The sequence below is a fragment of the Sulfurimonas indica genome (genome assembly GCF_009192995.1).
GTDB lineage: Bacteria > Campylobacterota > Campylobacteria > Campylobacterales > Sulfurimonadaceae > Sulfurimonas > Sulfurimonas indica.
Genome location: NZ_SDID01000006.1, coordinates 88,915 through 109,564, shown reverse-complemented (window position 1 = coordinate 109,564; position 20,650 = coordinate 88,915). Strand labels below are relative to the sequence as shown.

Below are 20,650 nucleotides of genomic sequence, written 5' to 3'. Positions count from 1 at the left end.
AACTCTCTAGATTCTGTCTGCATAAGCAGGCAGTGTCATTATTCTACTATCTACAAACCCACGTCCAACTGTAAAGTGATATAAAATCTGAAACTTATTGTTCTTGAGCCCCAAAAGTGAATGCATCGTATCATCAAGATAACATCCGATACCCGTACCGCTAAGTCCTTGTGAGGTTGCTTCAAGATAGAGCTGTTGCCCAATCACTCCACACTCCCAGTAGAGTTCTTTGTATCTGTGTGGTCCATAATTGACTATCTCTTCTGAAAATCTACAAAGCATTCCCAAAGAGAAACTCCCGTCACTTGCTATATCTTGCGAGCAGCTGATGGCCTTTGATGCAAAGTGGTAGTCATCCTCTTTTAAAAAGTAGAGGTTCTCTAAATCACATGTTTGCCATAAAAAGTCACTGTGCATCTCTGATTGGAGGCTCTCTTTGTCTGCTTCATCTCGGAGTAAAATATAAAGCCCGCTTTTATATCCATCTACTCTATGAACAAATATACAGAGATGTGCTGCATTTCTCTTACCGTCAAGTGAGCCGTTTACACTGGCAAGTATGGTGTGAAACTGCTTCTGCGTGATTGTTGAGATATCACTCTTCATTACGTGAACACTTCTGCGTTTTAGCACAACCTCTTTAGACTCTTTTGTAGGCTCTCTTTGTACGGAGAACTTTTGGAGCTCTTTTTGTGGTATCTCTTTTGTAGAGGTTGCTTCGATGATTTGTGGAATTATCTCCCATTCATGCATCGAAGGGCTTAACTTATTGGCAATGCCTTCGTATCTATCTGGCAGAGCAGTGATGAGCTCTGAAATATCGCTCTTTGGAGATATCTCTGTTGGAGAGATGGCCAAAACCATATCGGGATGTTCTGTTTCGAAAAAGCGCTCTTTTTGGTCCAGCCCTAAAAGTTTCGCCATCACTGCATCATCTAGCGAGTCCAGTCGCGTTGTATGCCACCCTAACATCTTTGCAGAGAGCACAACACTCTGCCATGCATGCCCTGCATCAAGGTTAACATATCGAAAAGCTCGCTCGCCATATTTCCAGACCTCTCTCCATGCAATGCTAGAGAGGGCAAGAAAAAATGTTCCTTTAGGAAATTGTTGCCATATATCACTCTCAAACTTAGCCAAAAGTTCTAAAGTGTGCTCTTTTGGAGCATAGTGTATGACAGATGAGTGCTGCGATATATCAGCAAGTGCTGGCAGAATCAGATAGGCTTCTGTTGGATGTAGGTTCCCACTTGAAGCATTACACCGCACTGCCCACTGGCTTGTGTTAGAACTTTTCCAAGCTGCTATTGCCAAAGAGAATTGCAGTAGTTGTGAGAGTGCTTCTTTACAGAGTGGAGCAGAAGGATTATCGGCATCAAGTAAAGAGTAGGGAATTGTGGCATTCTCTATAGCAAGAGGAAGTACTGTTTTTTGTGTCCCTTGATACTCACGGAAAGGATCTGGTTGCGTACTCCAGTCCATATAACCGAGTGAGCGTGCATATCTTTGCTGTGAATGTTTTGTGACTTCATGGTAATGAAAAACCCTGTTTATATCTTTATTCATACTTTTATTTTCTTAAATGCAAGAGAAAATTTTTTCGCTAGAGATATTTGTAACATTATTTAAAGATAGTCAAGCGCTTTGATGCCTACAAAGATAATGCCAAGAAAAAGAAAGGAGCTGATCAGCACAAGAGCTGTTACAACTTTTGGTCGGCAGTCATAGAGGGATGCCAGATTGACATTGGCAACTGCTAGCGGCATAATGAGCTCTATAAAAATGATGCCTTTTATCATGGAGTCTAGTTCAATGTTATAAAGAACCACAAAAGCAATAAGCGGCAGCAGGAGAAACTTAAAACCCAGTACCCATGAGATGAGCGTTTTGTTTATCTTGTTGATTTTTGTACCATAGAGGTAGATACCAAATAAAAAAAGCTGCATTGTTATAGATGCATAGGCTCCCATCATAAGCATCTTCATAATGGACTCATTTGGTTTGTAGCCATTCACGCTTAAAAATATTGCGAGTATTGCTGCCCAGAGAATAGGCAGCTTTATAATGTTTTTGAGAGATGTTTTTACATCAAAACTTCCGCGTGAGTAGAAATAGACACCTATTGTGTAGACAACAAAGACATTGACAAGGTTAACAACCGTTGTGTAGGGGATGGAAGCCTCTCCAAAGATGGCGATGTTGAGAGGAATACCTAAGTTTCCGGTATTGCCGATGATGGCTACTACCATGGCTATGGAGTACTCTTTTTTATGGCTAAAGAGATGGTGTGCAAAGAGTGCTGAAAAAATCAGCGCAATAACAACTATGACAAGATAGAGTGAGGGCGCATAGAGCAGTGTAATGTCAACCGGATGCAGCAGTAATCCCCAAAAGGTTAGAAAAACCTGTAAAAAGTAGATATTTAAGAGTGTGATGGTCTTATCATCGATTTGTTCTTTAAAAGTTCTTTTGGACAAGTAGCCCATAACGATAAAAACATAAATACTTAAAATTGAAAATATAATTGAACCCATGTTAAAAGTCTAGTATAATTTCACTTATGAATACAATAGAAAATATAGAAAAAACAATAAAAGAGAATATGGCAGTGATGCTTTATTTCTCAGCACCGACTTGTAATGTCTGTCATGCACTCAAGCCAAAGCTGCTTGATGCGATAGAGAAGAATTTCAAAGAGTTTGAGATTATCACTGTCGATGTCTCCGTGGAACAGGATATCGCAGCACACTATAGTGTCTTCGCGATTCCGACGGTACTTATCTTTTTAGACGGTAGAGAGTTTGTAAGAAAATCTCGTCATATGTCCATCGATGAGGTCATAGCTGAGATAAAACGTCCGTATGAGATTATGACCTCATAAAGGCGATAAGTGCAGCTGTGATGGCAACATTGAGTGATTCAACCCCACGTTGCATTGGAATCTTGATGGAGTCATTACAGAGTGCAGCAACCTCTTTGCTCACTCCCTCACTCTCATTTCCAAGTACATAGATACTTCTCTTTTTCTCTTTTATACTGTAGATATCACTCTCTGCGTGAGAAGAGAGTGCGTAGATGTTAGCATCGTCAAGCTCACGCAGCAGATCTTCAAGTTTGTCACAAAAGTAGATAGGGAGTTTAAAAAGTGTTCCTGCACTGGCTTTTACGACCAAAGGGGAAATCTTTGCAGAGTTTTTCTTTGGAAGGATGATACCGTCAACATTTCCTGCAGCACAGCTTCGTATAATCATTCCAAGATTTTGTGGATTGTGAATGCCATCAAGAGCAATGAGCCGATAAGAGTCTAGTTTTTTTATCGTATCAGTACTTTGGTAACTTTTTGAAACTATGTCTATTGCTACGCCCTGGTCCTGTTTGGCATTTTTGGAAATGCGTGAGAGTGCATTTTTGTCATGTTTAGTGACTTCGATACCACGATTTTTTGCTAAGGTCAGTATCTTTTTAATGGAGCCGTCAGGTTTGTTTGAGTTTGCCAAATGAAGTTTGTGAATAGTTATGCTCTCATCTTGCAGCATCTCAATGACAACATTTCTGCCATAGAGTGTAATGACTTTTTCAAAAAAAGCCTTTTTATCTTTATACTCTTGTGAATCACTCATCTTTTACTCCACTATATTGAAAACTATTTCAGTTTTGTTTTTTGTCTTTTTAATCTCATGGACACTCAGCCCTTCTATCTCAAGGCTGTTAAACTCCTCAAGTGATGTGATATTGGCACGTGCTACCTCACGCAGGACTATGCCTCGATACGCTTTTGCCCAGTGAGAAACTGTTTTACCATTCTTTAAAAACTTGAGTGTCGTGTAGGGTTTTGTCACTTTGTAAAACTTGTCATAATATCCTGCGCGCAGGTCTAAAATATCATGCTCACTCAAGTAGAGGTCAAGTTGGTAGGAAAAACGCTCTTTGTAAAACTTCTCAGGAGCAATTTCTCCAATAGAGTTTCCCTGTTTCACTTTATAGTTCGCAATGGTGTCGCCTCCAAGGAGCGGTCCGTAGAGGTTTGAAAATATAAGTGTATGCTCACGCAGGTATGCCTGCGTGAGGCTATCTTGCTCACTGTATTTGAGATAGTCATAAGCCACACCGGCATAACGCTTTATGGCATGCATAAGCGGTGAGTTGAAAATATCTACAATATAAGGCTCACACTCAGAGAACTTTTTAAATCCAAAGAGTTTTTTTATAGCCTCTTCATCACCTGATAGAACTATATCATTGTATGCTTTTAAGATCTCGTCTCTTGCATGTGTCGCTCCAAAGAGCTCTTTAGGAGTTTCATTACCCCCTGCATTTTTTCCTTCTGATGGTGAAAAAAGTATTTTTAACATTATAGTTTTTTGTCCTCAGTAAATTTTTATCTAATTATATCTACATAATGGTATAATGTTTGCAAATGATTCAAGAAGTGTGTATGAAAAACGAGAAAAGTATTCAAGTATTGGGAGCATTTGGGACAAAGGCCAAAGGCTTTGGTACGACATCATTTTTAGTGAATCCGACCACTGCAATAGATGCGGGGAATTTACTCGATGCTTTAGAAGAGCGCTCTATAGAGATAGAAAATATTTACTTGACACACTCACACCTCGATCACATTGTCGATATCGCTTACATATTGGACAACTACTTTAGCCTTCGCACAAAAACACTCAATATCATGGGTTTACCTGAAACGATTGAAGCTGTAAAAGAGAGCTTTTTAAACGATACAATCTGGCCTGATTTCTCTACTATCAAACTCTATGGAAAAGATGAGATGGTTATCAAATACATTGAGATAAAAGAGGGAGAAGTATACCAGATTTCAGAAGATGAAACAATTACACCTTTTTTGACAGACCATACAGTGGCAAGTTGCGGATATATCTATACAAAAGAGAACAACTCTATTATGATTACAGCAGATACCTATTCTTTAGAGAATGTGCAAAAAATCATAGAGAATGATAAATGTATAACGAGCCTGATTCTGGAGTGCTCTTTTTCAAATAATATGAAAGAACTCGCTATTGAGAGTAAACATCTTACTTCTGAGCTGCTTTTTGAACAACTCAATAAGTTCCAAAGAGATGATTTTTCACTCTATATCAATCATATAAAACCGACATATCGAGAAAAAATCTACAGTGAGATAGAAGATTTCAAAGGAAAATGGAAGCCAAAAGTTTTAAATGATAAAGATTTTATAACTTTTTAGCAAAAACTCTTGACATTGAAAATATTTTGCACTATAATTCTGGCTCAAATTCGATGCCGACATAGCTCAGTTGGCTAGAGCAGCTGATTTGTAATCAGCAGGCCCGGGGTTCAAATCCTCGTGTCGGCACCATTGAATTTTGAATATTAGAAACAGTGTTAGACCAGAATATGATACAGTAAGTATCACGGATGGTGGGATAGTCAAGTGGCCAACGACGGCAGACTGTAAATCTGCTCCCTATGGGTTCAGAGGTTCGACTCCTCTTCCCACCACCACTCAAAGAAAAACACGCGGGTGTAACTCAGTGGCTAGAGTTCCTGCCTTCCAAGCAGGCTGTCGAGGGTTCGAATCCCTTCACCCGCTCCACTTTGATTCTGGAAGCTGAAGTATAATTTCACCTTACTTCATAATGACTATATATTATTTATACAAATATCTATATAGCAAAAAATCTAATCACATTTACTAATATTTTATTATATGTAAAGAATCATGCAATGATTTCTTGAGTTTGATAATAACTGTGCTTATGTGGCTCAGTGGTAGAGCACTTCCTTGGTAAGGAAGAGGTCGTGGGTTCAATTCCCATCATAAGCTCCATCACGAAACTATTTAACAAATTTAAGAAATAATTGAATGATTTTTGGATATAATTCCATTTCAATTCACAAATTAAGGTCGGAGGACACTATGGCAAAAGAAAAGTTTGAACGTACTAAACCGCATGTTAACATCGGTACAATCGGTCACGTTGACCACGGTAAAACAACACTAACAGCAGCTATTACTGCAGTACTTGCAGTTAAAAATGAAGCACAGTTTATGGATTATGATCAAATCGATAATGCTCCAGAAGAGAGAGAGCGTGGTATTACTATCGCTACTTCACACGTAGAGTATGAAACTGACAAACGTCACTATGCACATGTTGACTGTCCAGGTCACGCGGATTATGTTAAAAACATGATTACTGGTGCTGCACAAATGGATGGTGCTATTCTTGTTGTATCTGCAGCGGATGGTCCAATGCCACAAACTCGTGAGCATATTCTTCTTTCTAAGCAAGTAGGTGTACCATACATCGTTGTTTTCATGAACAAAGAAGATATGGTTGATGATGAAGAGCTTTTAGAGCTTGTTGAGATGGAAATTCGTGAACTTCTTGATCAATACGAATTCCCGGGTGATGATACACCAATTACTGCAGGTTCTGCATTAAAAGCACTTGAAGAAGCAAAAACTGGTACTTTAGGTGAGTGGTCTGATAAGATTATTGCACTTATGGATACTGTAGATGAGTACATTCCTGAGCCAGAGCGTGAAACTGATAAAGATTTCTTAATGCCAGTTGAAGATGTGTTCTCAATCTCTGGTCGTGGTACAGTTGTTACTGGACGTATCGAGCGTGGTATTGTTAAAGTAGGTGACGAAGTTGAAATCGTAGGTATCAAAGATACTCAAAAAACTACTGTAACTGGTGTTGAAATGTTCCGTAAAGAGATGGAGCAAGGTGAAGCTGGTGATAACTGTGGTATCCTTATTCGTGGTATCGCTAAAGACGAAGTGGAGCGTGGTCAAGTTCTTTGTAAGCCAGGTTCAATCACACCACACACTAAATTTACTGCTGAAATCTACGTATTAAGTAAAGACGAAGGTGGTCGTCATACTCCATTCTTCAATGGTTACCGTCCACAGTTCTACGTACGTACAACAGATGTAACAGGTGCAATCACTTTACCAGAAGGTACTGAGATGGTTATGCCAGGTGATAACGTAAGCATCACTGCTGAGTTAATTCACCCAATTGCAATGGAAAAAGGTACTAAGTTCGCTATCCGTGAGGGTGGACGTACTGTTGGTGCTGGTGTTGTTGCAGAGATTCTTGAGTAGTTTGGATTTTTCCAAACTGCCCAAATCCTTCTAAAGGTAAACAATAATGAGAGAAGCAATTCACTTAGGTTGTGAGAAGTGTACAAGACGTAACTACCACACAACTAAAAATAAAAAAACTCATACTGAAAAATTTTCAGTAAGAAAATATTGTAAATTCTGTAAAGAACATACAATGCACAAAGAGATGAAACTGTAAGGTTTCTTCTAAATTAAGGCACTGGTGCCGCGGGCTTCCTGTCGAAGGAAACCAAGCGTTAGCGTAGATGGCGGAATTATTTCCGACATCGTCACTATTTAGTAGGGGTGCCCTAAATTTTTTACAAAAATTTAGGCGTGTAGCTCCAATGGTAGAGCACCGGATTCCAAATCCGGGTGTTGGGGGTTCGAGTCCCTCCACGCCTGCCACCCATTTATTATTAGTAGAGCTTGAGAGCTTTATTTATAATAAATGACATTTTAAGTATAATGGAAAGAATTCATGGAATTAAGTAAACACATTCGCAATGCAAAACTAGAGTTAAGTAAAGTTATCTTTCCTACAAAAGGTCAGGTAAAACAAGCATATATCGCTGTAATTATTGTTGTATCGGCAGTAGCAGCATTTTTGGCTTTGGTTGACCTTTTAATGTCATCAATAATGTCAGCGATTTTAGGTTAAGGAGAAAGTTATGGCACATCAATGGTACTCAATCCAAACCTATGGAAGTGACAGAGCAGTTAGAGATGCAATCTTTAATATGATTGAAGAGTATGGTCTTCAAGACAAAATTACAGATGTAATTGTTCCAACAGAAGATGTTATCGAAGTAAAAGATGGCAAGAAAAAAGTAAGTGAGCGTTCACTCTATTCTGGGTATGTATTTGCAAGAATCGATCTAGATACTGAGATTCAGCACATGATTCAATCGATTCCAAAAGTATCTGGATTTATTGGCGAGGCAAATGTGCCAACACCTTTAAGTGAACATGATATCAATGTTATACTTGATCGTGTAAATAATCGTGCAGCACCAAAACCAAAAGTATTTTTTGACAACGGTGAAACTGTTCGTATTATTGACGGACCGTTTGCAAACTTTACGGCAACTGTAGATGAGTACGATTTAGAACATGGTACTCTCAAACTCAATGTATCAATTTTCGGAAGAGCTACTCCTGTAGATATCTCTTATACGCAAGTTGAGAAAATCATATAATTTAAATTCATAAAAAGGAAACAAAATGGCAAAAAAAGTCATGGACTATATCAAGCTACAAATTGAAGCTGGTAAAGCAAACCCTGCTCCACCAGTAGGACCGGCACTTGGACAACGTGGTGTTAACATCATGGAATTCTGTAAGGCGTTTAATGAAAAAACAAAAGATAAAATGGGATTCAAAGTTCCTGTTGTTATCACTGTTTACAATGACAGAAGTTTTTCATTTGTTACAAAACAACCACCAGCATCTGAGCTTTTAATGAAAGCAGCAGGTCTTAAAAAAGGTACAGATAATCCTCTTAAAAACAAAGTTGGATCAATCACACGTGCACAATTAATGGAAGTTGTTGAAGCAAAAATCGAAGATTTAAACACTGATGATAAAGAGATGGCTGCTAACACTTTAGCTGGTTCAGCTCGTTCAATCGGTATCGAAATCAAAGACTAATTATAGTCAAAAATCATCGACCACAATGATTTAAAACTCTGTGGCAGAATTATTATGGAGAATTTGTTATGAGCAAAAGATATAAACAATTATTAGAAAAAATTGATAATACAAAATCTTACAGTGTTGAAGAAGCTACTTCTACTGTTAAAGATTTAAAAAGTGCAAAGTTTGACGAAACTGTTGAAATTGCTATGAATTTAAATGTAGATCCGCGTCACGCTGACCAAATGGTTCGTGGTGCAGTTGTACTTCCACACGGAACTGGTAAAACTGTTCGTGTTGCTGTATTTGCAAAAGGTGCTAAAGCTGATGAAGCAAAAGCTGCTGGTGCTGACATCGTTGGTACTGATGACTTAGTTGCACAAATCAAAGAAGGAATCTTTGATTTTGATGTTGTTGTTGCTGCACCAGACTGTATGGGACTTGTTGGTCAAATCGGTCGTATTCTTGGGCCAAAAGGTTTAATGCCTAACCCTAAAACTGGTACTGTAACTCCAGATGTTGCTACTGCTGTTAACAATGTTAAAGGTGGTCAAGTTAACTTTAGAGTTGACAAAAAAGGTAATATCCATGCAGGTATTGGTAAAGCTAGCTTTGATGCTGCACAAATCAAAGCGAACCTTGAGAGCTTTGTTGTTGCAATTAACAAACAAAAGCCAGCTTCAGCAAAAGGTCGTTACATCAAAAATGCTGCACTCTCTTTAACTATGAGTCCAGCTGTTAAACTTGATGTAGTTGAGTTAGCTGACATCAAATAATTTTCCACCCTTATGGGTGTGAAAGTTTTTATTTTGAGATAGTCTTATCTCAGAGTAAAGATTTTCATTTTTGTGGGAATCTGGATAACTTGGACTAAAGATAGATGGGGGCATCTACCGAGTTGGTAGTGAGCTTAATCGTTACCTTTCACCCCTCTTGAAGTTATGTCTGGAAAGGAGAACTAAATGCTTAAGTCAAAAAAAGCTGAAGTAATTGATCAATTAACTACTTCATTTGCTGACACAACTGCAGTTGTTATCTGTGACTATAAAGGTTTGACAGTAGGTCAACTAGAAGAGTTACGTAAAGCTGCACGTGCAAAAGACACAAGTGTTCAGGTTGTTAAAAATACTTTAGCAACAATCGCACTAAACAATGCTGGCATGAGTGGTGTTGAGATCAAAGATACAAATATTTTCATTTGGTCTGATGATGTTATCAACGCTGCTAAAATTGCTGCTGATTTTGCTAAAACAAATGATAAGTTTGTCATTAAAGCTGGTTACTTAGATAAAGAACCTGCAGACGTAGCTAAAATCGAAGCGTTCGCTAAACTTCCTGGTCGTGATGAGCTACTTGGTATGCTTGCTGCAACTTGGATGGCACCAATTACAAATCTTGCAATTGGTATCGATGCACTACGCAAGAAAAAAGAAGAAGAGGAAGCTTAATAGCTGACTCTAATGTGGCATAGGTCACAAAAATTAAAAATATAAAAATAAAACAAGGAGCTATAATATGGCTGTAACTAAAGAAGACGTATTAGAATTTATTTCTGGTTTATCTGTTCTTGAGCTTTCTGAGCTTGTAAAAGAATTCGAAGAAAAATTTGGTGTATCTGCACAACCTGTTGCTGTTGCTGGTGTTGCTGGTGACGCTGGTGCTGCTGCTGGCGCTGAGAAAACTGAATTTGATGTAGTACTTACTGATGCTGGTGCTAAGAAAATCGGTGTTATTAAAGCTGTTCGTGCTCTTACTGGTCTTGGACTTAAAGAAGCAAAAGAAGCATGTGAAGCATTACCATCTACAATCAAAGAGGGTGTAGATAAAGAGACTGCTGAAGAAGCTAAAGCTGCTTTAGAAGAAGCTGGTGCTACAGTAGAAGTTAAGTAATTTCACTTAACAATTTGTGAGGGCTTTGCCCCTCCATCTTTGGGCGCTTTAGCGAAGAGAGAAGACTCTCCTCGCTAAAGTGCCCTTATGTCGTTTATAAGCACTGTAAAAATCTCTTGATTTCCAAGAGTACTTAAAATCTATCTGGTGACGACTAGATACGATATGCTTGAGATATTCAAGCCCCTAATTAACAACTTATCGAGGTAGCCTATGTTAAACACTTTATATTCCGGAAACCGTCTTCGTGTAGACTTCTCTAAAACTCCTCAAGAAATTGAAGTACCAAATTTACTCCAACTCCAACAAAGTTCATATGAAACATTTTTAATGTTAGACAAAAAAGATAGAACTGCTAGTGGAATTGAGAAAGTATTTCAATCAGTATTCCCTATTCATGATGCGCAAAACAGATTGACTGTTGAGTACATCGGTTCAGAGGTAACAAACCCTAAATATACTGTTCGTGAGTGTATGGAGAGAGGTCTTACATATGCTGTAAGCCTTAGAATGAAAACACGTCTTGTACTTTGGGACAGAGACGAAAACACTAAAGAGAAACTTGGTGTAAAAGATATCAAAGAACAATCAATCTTTGTTCGTGATATTCCACTTATGACAGATAGAACTTCTTTTATCATCAATGGTGTAGAGCGTGTTGTTGTAAATCAGCTTCACCGTTCACCTGGTGTAATCTTTAAAGAAGAAGAGTCAACTACTGCTGGAAACAAACTTATCTATACAGGTCAGATTATTCCAGACCGTGGTTCATGGTTGTACTTTGAGTATGATCCAAAAGATATTCTTTATATGAGAATCAACAAGCGTCGTAAAGTTCCTGTAACTATTATGTTCCGTGCTCTTGGTTACTCAAAACAAGATATCTTAAAACTTTTCTATCCTATTCAGACAATTAAGATTGATGAGAACCAATTCTTAATGGATTTCAATCCAAAAGATTATGCAGCACGTCTGACATATGATCTTATGGATGCAGATGGTAAAGTTCTTGTTGCATCTGGAAAAAGACTCTCTGCGAAAAAAGCACAAAAATTCATCGATGATGGACTTAAAGAAGTTCAGTATCCTTTAGAAATTCTACTTGATCGTTATCTTGCAGAGCCTATCATTGACCCTGAGACTGGTGAAGTTCTTTTTGATACGATGACACACATTGATGAGTCAAAACTCAAAAAGATGGCTGAAATCGGTGTAAGTGAATTCAAAATCGCCAATGATTTGGCAGAAGGTGTTGATAGCTCAATCATCAATGCATTCAATGCTGACGCAGATTCATTGAAACTTCTCAAACAAACGGAAGAGATTGAAGATGAGAATGATTTAGCTGCGATTCGTATCTACAAAGTTATGCGTCCAGGTGAGCCGGTAACAAAAGAAGCTGCGAAAATTTTCGTAAATCAGCTTTTCTTTGACCCAGAACGTTATGACCTTACGCAAGTTGGTCGTATGAAGATGAATCACAAACTTGGAATGAACATTCCTGAGTATGTAACAGTACTTACGCATGAAGATATCATCGAGTCTGTAAAATATGTTATCAAAGTTAAAAATGGTCAAGGTCATATCGATGATAGAGATCACTTAGGTAACAGACGTATCCGTTCAATCGGTGAGCTTTTAGGAAATGAGTTACACAACGGTCTTGTGAAAATGCAAAAAGCGATTCGTGACAAGCTCTCTACTATGAGTGGTCCAATGAATGAGCTTATGCCGCATGACTTAATCAACTCAAAAATGATTACATCGACTATCATGGAGTTCTTCTCAGGTGGACAACTTTCTCAGTTCATGGATCAAACGAATCCACTTTCTGAAGTTACACACAAACGTCGTCTTTCAGCTCTTGGAGAAGGTGGTCTTGTAAAAGAGCGTGCCGGATTTGAAGTGCGTGATGTTCACCCGACTCACTATGGTAGAATCTGTCCGATTGAGACTCCAGAGGGTCAAAACATTGGTCTTATCAATACTTTAGCAATGTATGCAAAAGTAAATGAGCATGGTTTCATTGAAGCACCATACAAAGTGATGAAAGATGGAAAAATAACAAATGAAGTTGTTTATCTGACTGCTACACAAGAAGAGGGCAAAATGATTGCTGCTGCTTCAAATAAACTTGATGAAAACGGTCAGTTTGTTGAAGATCTGATTGCAGTACGTCAAGATGGAGAGATTTTACTTCGTAAACCGGAAGATTGTGAATATGCAGACCTTTCATCACAAATGGTTGTTGGTGTTGCTGCTTCACTTATTCCGTTCCTTGAGCATGATGATGCCAACCGTGCACTTATGGGATCGAACATGCAGCGTCAAGCAGTGCCACTACTTCGTGCAAATGCACCAATGGTAGGAACAGGTGTTGAGAAGCTCGTTGCTCGTGATGCATGGGAGTGTGTAAAAGCAAAACGTGCCGGTAAGATTGAAAAAGTAGATGGAAAACATATCTACGTTATGGGTGAAGAAGATGGAGAGATTTTCATTGATTACTATCCATTACAAAAGAATCTTCGTACCAACCAAAACACATGTTTCACGCAAAAACCAATCGTAAATGTTGGTGATATCGTTGAAAAAGGTCAAATCATCGCTGATGGTCCAAATATGGACCAAGGTGAGCTTGCACTTGGTGTAAATGCTATGGTTGCTTTCATGCCTTGGAATGGTTATAACTTTGAGGATGCGATTGTAATTTCTGAGAGATTAATCCGTCAAGATGCATTTACTTCAGTTCACATCTATGAGAAAGAAGTAGAAGCACGTGAGCTGAAACACGGTGTAGAAGAGATTACTCGTGATATTCCTAATGTTCGTGATGATGAGCTTGCTCACTTAGATGAGTCAGGGATCGTTAAGATCGGTACAACTGTAAAAGGTGGAATGATTCTCGTTGGGAAAGTATCTCCAAAAGGTGAAGTAAAACCAACTCCAGAAGAGAGACTTTTACGTGCAATCTTCGGTGAGAAAGCAGGTCATGTTGTAAACAAATCACTCTACTGCCCACCATCTATGGAAGGTGTTGTAGTAGACATCAAAGTGTTCACGAAAAAAGGGTATGACAAAGACCCACGTGCACTCGAGCTTGAGAAAGAAGAGCGTGATTATTTAGAGCGTGAGCACTATGACAGACTTATCATGATTGATAAAGAAGAGATGCTTCGTGTAACAAAACTGCTTACACGTGAGCCTCTTCAAGCTGATATCAAAATCGGTGATACTGAGTATAAAGCCGGTGATGTGATCAATGGTGAAGATCTCAAAGAGGTAAACCGTTTTGCAATGAATGCAATTGTGAAGTCATTCTCACAAGAGATTCAAGATGAGTACACAAAAACGAAAAACCATTTCCAAAAGCAAAAGAGAATCTTCCGTGATGAGCACGAAGAGAAACTCTCTATTTTAGAAAAAGATGATATCTTACCAAATGGTGTAGTGAAGTATGTAAAAATCTATATCGCTACAAAACGTCACCTAAAAGTTGGTGATAAGATGGCAGGACGTCACGGAAATAAAGGTATTGTTTCTAACATTGTTCCTGAAGTTGATATGCCATATATGGAAGACGGACGTTCAGTAGATGTATGTCTGAATCCTCTAGGGGTTCCATCTCGTATGAATATCGGTCAGATTTTAGAGATGCACCTTGGTATGGCAGGACGTGAACTTGGTAACCAAATTCAAGAAGAGTTTGAGAAAAAACAAGCAGATTTCATTAAAAATCTAAGAGAGAAGATGATTACTATCGCTGATGTTGCAGGACTTATGAATGCATCTAAAGTTATCGGTGATATGGATGATGAGACTTTCTTAAAATATGCTCGTGACTGGGCAAAAGGTGTTAAATTTGCAACACCTATCTTTGAAGGTGTCAATGCTGGTGAATTTGAAAAGATTTATGAACTGGCAAAAATGGATGCAGATGGTAAAGTAGTACTATTTGACGGTAAAACTGGTGAGCAGATAAAAGAGCGTGTAAACGTTGGTTACATGTATATCTTAAAACTGCATCACTTGGTTGATGAGAAAATTCACGCGCGTTCAACTGGACCATACTCACTTGTTACACAACAACCAGTTGGTGGTAAAGCACTCTTTGGTGGTCAGAGATTTGGTGAGATGGAAGTTTGGGCACTTGAAGCATATGGTGCATCAGCAGTTCTTAAAGAGATGCTTACAATCAAATCGGATGATGTTGATGGACGTGTTCGTGCATACAAAGCACTTACTCGTGGTGAATTAGTACCAGCTTCTGGAATCCCAGAAACACTATTTGTATTAACGAAAGAGTTGCAAGCGCTTGCATTAGATGTAGAGATTATGGATGAGGTGGAAGACGATGAGTAGATTAGTACCCGTAGAAGTAACAGAAGAGAACAGACCAAAAGATATTAAGCAACTGCAGTTTCGTTTGGCATCACCTGAAAAGGTACTTTCATGGAGTCATGGAGAAGTAAAAAAGCCAGAAACAATCAACTACCGTACGCTTAAACCTGAGCGTGACGGTCTATTTTGTGCAAAAATTTTCGGACCTGTAAGAGATTATGAGTGTCTTTGTGGTAAATACAAAAAGATGCGTTACAAAGGTGTTGTATGTGAGAAATGTGGTGTTGAAGTAACATCTACGAAAGTTCGTCGTACTCGTATGGGTCACATCGAGCTTGTAACTCCTGTAGCACACATTTGGTATGTTAGTTCATTACCATCTCGTATCGGTACACTTCTTGGTATCAAGATGAAAGATTTAGAGCGTGTACTTTATTATGAAGCATACATTGTTGAAGAGGGTGGTGAGGCATACTATGATGCTGAAGCAAAAACTCCTGTTCTTAAATATGATGTTTTAAATGAAGAGCAGTACAGAACACTTGTTCAGAGATTTGGTGAATTAGGATTTAAAGCTCGTATGGGTGGTGAGGTTATTCGTGACCTTCTTGACTCAATCGATTTGGTTGATCTTTTTACACATCTTAAAGAGGCTATCGGTGAAACAAAATCAGAAGCAAAAAGAAAAACTATCAATAAACGCCTCAAAGTTATTGAGTCTTTCTTAAATTCAGGAAACAATCCTGCATGGATGATGCTGACGATTTTGCCGGTTCTTCCACCAGATCTACGTCCACTTGTTTCACTTGACGGTGGTAAATTCGCGGTTTCTGATGTAAATGACCTTTATCGTCGTGTTATCAACCGTAACCAGCGTCTAAAACGTCTTGTAGAGCTTGAAGCACCAGAGATTATTGTAAGAAATGAGAAGCGTATGCTTCAAGAGTCTGTAGATGCACTTTTTGACAATGGTCGTCGTGCAAATGCAGTAAAAGGTGCGAACAAACGTCCACTGAAATCACTTTCTGAGATTATCAAAGGAAAGCAAGGGCGTTTCCGTCAAAATCTTCTTGGTAAACGTGTTGACTTCTCTGGACGTTCTGTAATCGTTGTTGGTCCGGACTTACGTATGGATGAGTGTGGTCTTCCGAAGAAGATGGCACTTGAACTCTTTAAGCCGCATTTGATTGCAAAACTAGAAGAGAAAGGTTATGCAACAACTGTTAAAGCTGCGAAGAAGATGATTGAAGACAAAACAAATGAAGTTTGGGAGTGTCTTGCTGAGATTGTTGATGGTTATCCAGTAATGCTTAACCGTGCACCGACACTGCATAAACTTTCTATTCAGGCATTCCACCCGAAACTCATCGATGGAAAAGCTATTCAGCTTCATCCACTTGTTTGTGCGGCGTTCAATGCTGACTTCGATGGTGACCAGATGGCTGTACACGTACCATTAAGTTCTGCTGCGATTGCAGAAGCGAAAGTACTGATGCTTGCATCTATGAATATCTTACTTCCTGCATCAGGTAAAGCGATTGCTACACCTTCACAGGATATGGTCCTTGGAATCTATTATATCTCTTTAGAGAAAAATGGAGTAAAAGGTTCAAACAAACTTTTTGCAAATGTTGATGAGATTCGTATTGCACTAGAACATGATGCACTTGATATTCACGCAAAAGTAAGAACTCGTGTTGATGGTCGTATCATTCATACAACTGTAGGTCGTCTTTTAATTAAAGCAATTCTTCCTGATTTTGTTCCGGCTGAACTTTGGAACAGAGTTATGAAGAAAAAAGCGATTAACGAAGTTGTTGATTATGTTCAAAAGCATGGTGGTATTGGTGTTACTGCATCATTCCTTGACAGACTGAAAGATTTAGGTTTCAAACATGCGACAGAAGCAGGTGTATCGATCTCTGCTGATGACATCCGTGTTCCTGATATGAAAGCTGGGAAAATTACAGAGTCTAAAAACAGAGTAATTGAGATCCAAAAGCAATTTGAAGCAGGTCTTTTAACAGAACAAGAGAGATACAATAAAATTATCGATGTTTGGACAGATACAAACAATACACTAGCATCAGAGATGATGGATTTGGTACAAAACGACAAAGACGGATTTAACTCTATTCACATGATGGCAGACTCTGGGGCTCGTGGTTCTGCGGCACAGATTCGTCAGCTTGCAGGTATGAGGGGTCTAATGGCTAAACCTTCTGGAGAGATTATTGAGACACCGATTATCTCAAACTTTAAAGAGGGTCTAAACGTTATTGAGTACTTTATTTCAACTCACGGTGCACGTAAAGGTCTTGCCGATACAGCACTTAAAACGGCAAATGCGGGTTACCTTACTCGTAAGCTTGTTGATGTTGCACAAAATGTGAAAATTGTTGAGCATGATTGTCATACACATGAAGGTATTGAAATCTCTGATATTTCAGATCAAAATACTCTGATTGAGTCTTTAGAAGACAGACTAAACGGTCGTGTACTTGCTGATGATGTAATCGATCCAATCTCAAATGAGATTCTTTATGCTGAGGGTACACTGCTTGATGAAGTATCTGCAAAAGTTATCGCAGAGGCTGGAATCAAGACAGCACACATTAGAACACCAACAACATGTAAAAGTGAAGATGGTATCTGTGCACTTTGTTATGGTGTCAACCTTGCAACAGGCCATATTGTTCGTCCTGGTGAAGCAGTTGGAATTATTGCTGCTCAATCAATCGGTGAGCCGGGTACGCAGCTGACACTTCGTACATTCCACGTTGGGGGAACTGCATCAAGTACAGCACAAGAGCGTCAGGTTATTGCAGAAAAAGAAGGTTTCATTCGTTACTATAACCTTAAAACGTACAGAAACAAAGAGGGCAAAAACATTGTGGCTAACCGCCGTAATGCAGCTGTTTTACTTGTTGAGCCTAAGATCAAAGCACCGTTTGCAGGTACTGTAGAGATTCAAACGATTCACGATGAAGTTATCATCAGTGTAACATCTGGAGATGATACAGTAAGATATGCATTACGTAAAAATGAGATTGCAAAACCAAATGAACTTGCAGGTGTATCTGGACAGATTGAAGGAAAATATTACTTCCCATATGAAAATGGTACAAAAGTAGAAGCAGAAGATTCTATTGTTGAGACTATTAAAGATGGTTGGAATGTACCTTCACGTATTCCATATGCGTCAGAGCTTTTAGTTGACAATGGTGCTCCAGTAACACAAAAAATCTTTGCTAAAGAAGAGGGTACTGTGAAGTACTTCTTACTTAAAGGTGATTATTTAGAGAGATTTGAAGGTCTTAAATCTGGATACGAAGTAGTTGAAAAAGGTCTTTTTGCAGCTATTATTGACTCAAATAACCGTGAAGCAGTACGTCACTACATCGCTCGTGGCTCTGTTATTGTTACAGATGATGATGAAGCTGTTGATACGCAAACATTAATCGCAAAACCATCATCAGATGAATCAGTTGTGATTGCAGAATGGGATCCGTACTCAAATCCAATTATCTCTGAAGCAAACGGTGTTGTTAAATATGAAGATATCATTGTTGGAACAACGGCATCTGAGCAGTTAGATGAGCTTACTGGTAAGACACGTCTTATGATCAATGACCATATCTCTTCAGAATACAAGCCGACAATCGTGCTTGCAACTGAAGATGGTGAACTGTTACGTTATGCGATTGAGCCAAAGTCATCTATCTTTGTTGCAGATGGTGCAGAGGTGAAAATTGCTGATATCTTGGCAAAAACACCAAAAGCATTACAAAAATCATCAGATATTACAGGGGGTCTTCCACGTGTATCTGAACTTTTTGAAGGTCGTCGTCCAAAAGCAACAGCACTTATCTCTGAGATTGATGGTGTTGTGAGCTTTGGTAAACCACTACGTGGAAAAGTAAGAATCGTTGTAAGCAATGCTGATAACGGTATCATCAAAGAGTATTTTGTAGATAAATCTCATGAGCCTGTTGTAAATCCTGGTGACTTCGTTCACGCTGGTGAGAGACTTACTACTGGTATTATCTCGTCACATGAACTTTTACGTATCATGGGTGTCAAAGCACTCTATAACTACCTTGTATCTGAAGTACAGCAAGTTTATCGTTCTCAAGGGGTTAACATTGCTGATAAACACATCGAGGTTATCTTTACACAGATGTTACGTCAAGTAAAAATCGTAAAATCTGGTGATACGAAATTTATCGAAGGTGATTTGGTTTCTAAAACGAAATTTGCTCAAGAGAATGAAAAAATCATGCGTCTTGGTGGTCGTCCTGCGATTGCTGAACCATTCTTGGTTGGTATCACACGTGCTGCAGTATCAGCTGATAGTATTATCTCTGCTGCATCATTCCAAGATACGACTAAAGTTTTAACTGAAGCTGCAGTTTCAGCAAAAGTTGATAACTTAGAGAACTTAAAAGAGAATGTTATTATCGGTAGAACGATTCCAGTTGGTACTGGTATCTATAAAGATCAAACAGTTATCTTTGAAGAGCAAGAGGATTAATCCTCTGCTTCTCACGCAAACACTTCTTCACAAAACAAACTCATTTCTTTAATTCCTTCTTAAAATAAGCTTACTTTAAATAGATTTTCTGTATTATTCCGTGTCTATAATTCTCTAAAATTTATCATGAATTTTAGGAATTACATTCTACTGGAAAAAATTAAGTAAAGGAATTGTATGCCTACAATCAATCAATTGATTCGTAAAGAGCGTAAAAAAGTAGTTAAGAAATCAAAATCTGCTGCTTTAAAAGCTTGTCCACAGCGTCGTGGTGTATGTACTCGTGTTTATACAACTACACCTAAAAAACCTAACTCGGCTTTAAGAAAAGTTGCAAAAGTTAGATTAACTTCAGGATTTGAGGTTATTTCATATATCGGTGGTGAGGGTCACAACCTTCAAGAACACTCTATCGTACTTGTACGTGGTGGTAGGGTAAAAGATTTACCTGGTGTTAAGTATCACATCGTTCGTGGTGCACTTGATACAGCTGGTGTTGCTAACCGTATGGTTGCTCGTTCTAAATACGGAACTAAGAAGCCTAAAAAATAATCTGAGATTATTTTTTTAACAACAATATATATTCAAAGATAGCTACAGGGCTTACACGATTAATTTTACGTAAGTTTTGAGTAAATTTGAAAAAATTGAAGACAAGGAAAACAAATGAGAAGAAGAAAAGCTCCCGTTCGTGAAATTATGCCGGATCCAATTTATGGAAGCAAAGTTTTAACGAAATTTATTAACAAGATTATGTTAGATGGTAAAAAATCTGTTGCAGAAAAAATCATCTACAGTGCTATGGATATCATTAGCTCACGTGGTGAGAAAAGTGGTATTGAAACATTTAATGAAGCTATTGAGAATGTTAAACCGATTATTGAGGTAAAAAGTCGCCGTGTTGGTGGTGCTACTTATCAAGTTCCAGTAGAAGTACGCCCAGTACGTCAGCAATCACTAGCTATTAGATGGTTAGTAGATGCAGCACGTAAAAGAAATGAAAGAACTATGGCTGAGAGATTGGCTAATGAGTTTATGGATGCAGCAACTGATAAAGGTGCAGCGTTCAAGAAAAAAGAAGATACATATAAAATGGCAGAAGCTAATAAAGCGTTTGCTCATTATAGATGGTAATAGGA

General features: G+C 38.5%; 18 protein-coding genes and 5 tRNA genes. 19 read left to right on the top strand and 4 right to left on the bottom strand.

Features of this window, described 5'->3' with window-relative positions:
- Nucleotides 1–6 precede the first annotated feature (6 nt).
- Both ES948_RS04320 and ES948_RS04315 read right to left on the bottom strand, forming a co-directional pair.
- Nucleotides 7–1,566: a SagB/ThcOx family dehydrogenase gene (locus tag ES948_RS04320; protein WP_152183709.1), complete on the bottom strand. Its 1,560-nt coding sequence runs from the start codon at nt 1,564–1,566 to the stop codon at nt 7–9.
- A 59-nt stretch (nt 1,567–1,625) separates the two neighbouring features.
- Nucleotides 1,626–2,534, bottom strand: a complete 909-nt coding sequence (locus ES948_RS04315) for an AEC family transporter (protein WP_152183708.1) — start codon at nt 2,532–2,534, stop codon at nt 1,626–1,628.
- A 26-nt stretch (nt 2,535–2,560) separates the two neighbouring features.
- Between ES948_RS04315 and ES948_RS04310 the strand changes: the two genes are divergently transcribed.
- Nucleotides 2,561–2,881 (top strand): thioredoxin family protein, encoded by a 321-nt coding sequence (locus ES948_RS04310; protein ID WP_152183707.1) that lies wholly within the window; start codon nt 2,561–2,563, stop codon nt 2,879–2,881.
- Here the strand turns inward: ES948_RS04310 and rlmB are convergent.
- On the bottom strand, nt 2,868–3,620 hold the full coding sequence (rlmB, locus tag ES948_RS04305) for a 23S rRNA (guanosine(2251)-2'-O)-methyltransferase RlmB (protein ID WP_152183706.1): 753 nt from the start codon (nt 3,618–3,620) through the stop codon (nt 2,868–2,870). The two genes, ES948_RS04310 and rlmB, sit on opposite strands and share 14 nt — an antisense overlap.
- A gap of 3 nt (nt 3,621–3,623) precedes the next feature.
- The gene (locus ES948_RS04300; protein ID WP_152183705.1) at nt 3,624–4,352 is read right to left on the bottom strand and encodes a YaaA family protein; all 729 of its coding nucleotides are present in this window, start codon (nt 4,350–4,352) and stop codon (nt 3,624–3,626) included.
- A gap of 83 nt (nt 4,353–4,435) precedes the next feature.
- On the opposite strand from ES948_RS04300, the gene ES948_RS04295 reads away from it, so the two are divergent.
- From ES948_RS04295 to rpsG, 18 genes are all read left to right on the top strand, one after another.
- A complete protein-coding gene (locus tag ES948_RS04295) occupies nt 4,436–5,221 on the top strand; it encodes an MBL fold metallo-hydrolase (protein WP_188109448.1) in 786 nt (261 codons plus the stop codon).
- A gap of 55 nt (nt 5,222–5,276) precedes the next feature.
- Nucleotides 5,277–5,353, top strand: a tRNA-Thr gene (locus ES948_RS04290).
- Nucleotides 5,354–5,414: 61 nt separating this feature from the next.
- Nucleotides 5,415–5,499: transfer RNA gene (locus ES948_RS04285), tRNA-Tyr, on the top strand.
- A 15-nt stretch (nt 5,500–5,514) separates the two neighbouring features.
- Nucleotides 5,515–5,590 (top strand) — tRNA-Gly (locus ES948_RS04280).
- 159 nt (nt 5,591–5,749) lie between these two features.
- Nucleotides 5,750–5,824, top strand: a tRNA-Thr gene (locus ES948_RS04275).
- Between the two features lie 90 nt (nt 5,825–5,914).
- Nucleotides 5,915–7,114 (top strand): elongation factor Tu, encoded by a 1,200-nt coding sequence (gene tuf, locus ES948_RS04270; protein WP_152183703.1) that lies wholly within the window; start codon nt 5,915–5,917, stop codon nt 7,112–7,114.
- A gap of 46 nt (nt 7,115–7,160) precedes the next feature.
- Nucleotides 7,161–7,313, top strand: coding sequence for a 50S ribosomal protein L33 (gene rpmG / locus ES948_RS04265; RefSeq protein WP_152183702.1), 153 nt, complete (start codon nt 7,161–7,163; stop codon nt 7,311–7,313).
- 133 nt (nt 7,314–7,446) lie between these two features.
- Nucleotides 7,447–7,522: transfer RNA gene (locus ES948_RS04260), tRNA-Trp, on the top strand.
- A 73-nt stretch (nt 7,523–7,595) separates the two neighbouring features.
- Entirely contained in the window at nt 7,596–7,775 is a 180-nt protein-coding gene (secE, locus tag ES948_RS04255) for a preprotein translocase subunit SecE (RefSeq protein WP_152183701.1), read from the top strand.
- Nucleotides 7,776–7,785: 10 nt separating this feature from the next.
- The gene (gene nusG / locus ES948_RS04250; protein WP_152183700.1) at nt 7,786–8,313 is read left to right on the top strand and encodes a transcription termination/antitermination protein NusG; all 528 of its coding nucleotides are present in this window, start codon (nt 7,786–7,788) and stop codon (nt 8,311–8,313) included.
- A 25-nt stretch (nt 8,314–8,338) separates the two neighbouring features.
- On the top strand, nt 8,339–8,764 hold the full coding sequence (gene rplK, locus ES948_RS04245) for a 50S ribosomal protein L11 (RefSeq protein WP_152183699.1): 426 nt from the start codon (nt 8,339–8,341) through the stop codon (nt 8,762–8,764).
- Nucleotides 8,765–8,832: 68 nt separating this feature from the next.
- Entirely contained in the window at nt 8,833–9,525 is a 693-nt protein-coding gene (rplA, locus tag ES948_RS04240; RefSeq protein ID WP_152183698.1) for a 50S ribosomal protein L1, read from the top strand.
- A 186-nt stretch (nt 9,526–9,711) separates the two neighbouring features.
- On the top strand, nt 9,712–10,197 hold the full coding sequence (gene rplJ, locus ES948_RS04235) for a 50S ribosomal protein L10 (RefSeq protein WP_152183697.1): 486 nt from the start codon (nt 9,712–9,714) through the stop codon (nt 10,195–10,197).
- Nucleotides 10,198–10,264: 67 nt separating this feature from the next.
- Nucleotides 10,265–10,639, top strand: a complete 375-nt coding sequence (rplL, locus tag ES948_RS04230) for a 50S ribosomal protein L7/L12 (protein ID WP_152183696.1) — start codon at nt 10,265–10,267, stop codon at nt 10,637–10,639.
- A 213-nt stretch (nt 10,640–10,852) separates the two neighbouring features.
- On the top strand, nt 10,853–14,998 hold the full coding sequence (gene rpoB, locus ES948_RS04225; RefSeq protein WP_152183695.1) for a DNA-directed RNA polymerase subunit beta: 4,146 nt from the start codon (nt 10,853–10,855) through the stop codon (nt 14,996–14,998).
- Nucleotides 14,991–19,511 carry a DNA-directed RNA polymerase subunit beta' gene (rpoC, locus tag ES948_RS04220; protein WP_152183694.1) on the top strand — a complete coding sequence of 1,507 codons (4,521 nt, stop codon included), beginning with the start codon at nt 14,991–14,993 and terminating at the stop codon, nt 19,509–19,511. The genes rpoB and rpoC overlap by 8 nt, the downstream gene beginning before the upstream one ends.
- 177 nt (nt 19,512–19,688) lie before the next feature.
- Nucleotides 19,689–20,063, top strand: a complete 375-nt coding sequence (gene rpsL / locus ES948_RS04215) for a 30S ribosomal protein S12 (protein ID WP_152183693.1) — start codon at nt 19,689–19,691, stop codon at nt 20,061–20,063.
- 114 nt (nt 20,064–20,177) lie between these two features.
- Complete coding sequence (gene rpsG, locus ES948_RS04210) at nt 20,178–20,645, top strand: 30S ribosomal protein S7 (RefSeq protein ID WP_152183692.1); 468 nt, start codon at nt 20,178–20,180, stop codon at nt 20,643–20,645.
- The last annotated feature ends 5 nt before the right edge of the window (nt 20,646–20,650 follow it).

Excerpts from the sequence above, each read along its gene's own strand:
- rpmG (WP_152183702.1), top strand. The coding sequence starts at position 7,161 with ATGAGAGAAGCAATTCACTTAGGTTGTGAGAAGTGTACAAGACGTAAC.
- tuf (WP_152183703.1), top strand. The coding sequence starts at position 5,915 with ATGGCAAAAGAAAAGTTTGAACGTACTAAACCGCATGTTAACATCGGT.
- ES948_RS04310 (WP_152183707.1), top strand. The coding sequence starts at position 2,561 with ATGAATACAATAGAAAATATAGAAAAAACAATAAAAGAGAATATGGCA.
- ES948_RS04320 (WP_152183709.1), bottom strand. The coding sequence starts at position 1,566 with ATGAATAAAGATATAAACAGGGTTTTTCATTACCATGAAGTCACAAAA.
- rpoB (WP_152183695.1), top strand. The coding sequence starts at position 10,853 with ATGTTAAACACTTTATATTCCGGAAACCGTCTTCGTGTAGACTTCTCT.
- rplJ (WP_152183697.1), top strand. The coding sequence starts at position 9,712 with ATGCTTAAGTCAAAAAAAGCTGAAGTAATTGATCAATTAACTACTTCA.
- nusG (WP_152183700.1), top strand. The coding sequence starts at position 7,786 with ATGGCACATCAATGGTACTCAATCCAAACCTATGGAAGTGACAGAGCA.
- rlmB (WP_152183706.1), bottom strand. The coding sequence starts at position 3,620 with ATGAGTGATTCACAAGAGTATAAAGATAAAAAGGCTTTTTTTGAAAAA.
- rpsG (WP_152183692.1), top strand. The coding sequence starts at position 20,178 with ATGAGAAGAAGAAAAGCTCCCGTTCGTGAAATTATGCCGGATCCAATT.
- ES948_RS04300 (WP_152183705.1), bottom strand. The coding sequence starts at position 4,352 with ATGTTAAAAATACTTTTTTCACCATCAGAAGGAAAAAATGCAGGGGGT.
- rplK (WP_152183699.1), top strand. The coding sequence starts at position 8,339 with ATGGCAAAAAAAGTCATGGACTATATCAAGCTACAAATTGAAGCTGGT.
- rplA (WP_152183698.1), top strand. The coding sequence starts at position 8,833 with ATGAGCAAAAGATATAAACAATTATTAGAAAAAATTGATAATACAAAA.
- ES948_RS04295 (WP_188109448.1), top strand. The coding sequence starts at position 4,436 with ATGAAAAACGAGAAAAGTATTCAAGTATTGGGAGCATTTGGGACAAAG.
- secE (WP_152183701.1), top strand. The coding sequence starts at position 7,596 with ATGGAATTAAGTAAACACATTCGCAATGCAAAACTAGAGTTAAGTAAA.
- rpoC (WP_152183694.1), top strand. The coding sequence starts at position 14,991 with ATGAGTAGATTAGTACCCGTAGAAGTAACAGAAGAGAACAGACCAAAA.
- rpsL (WP_152183693.1), top strand. The coding sequence starts at position 19,689 with ATGCCTACAATCAATCAATTGATTCGTAAAGAGCGTAAAAAAGTAGTT.
- rplL (WP_152183696.1), top strand. The coding sequence starts at position 10,265 with ATGGCTGTAACTAAAGAAGACGTATTAGAATTTATTTCTGGTTTATCT.
- ES948_RS04315 (WP_152183708.1), bottom strand. The coding sequence starts at position 2,534 with ATGGGTTCAATTATATTTTCAATTTTAAGTATTTATGTTTTTATCGTT.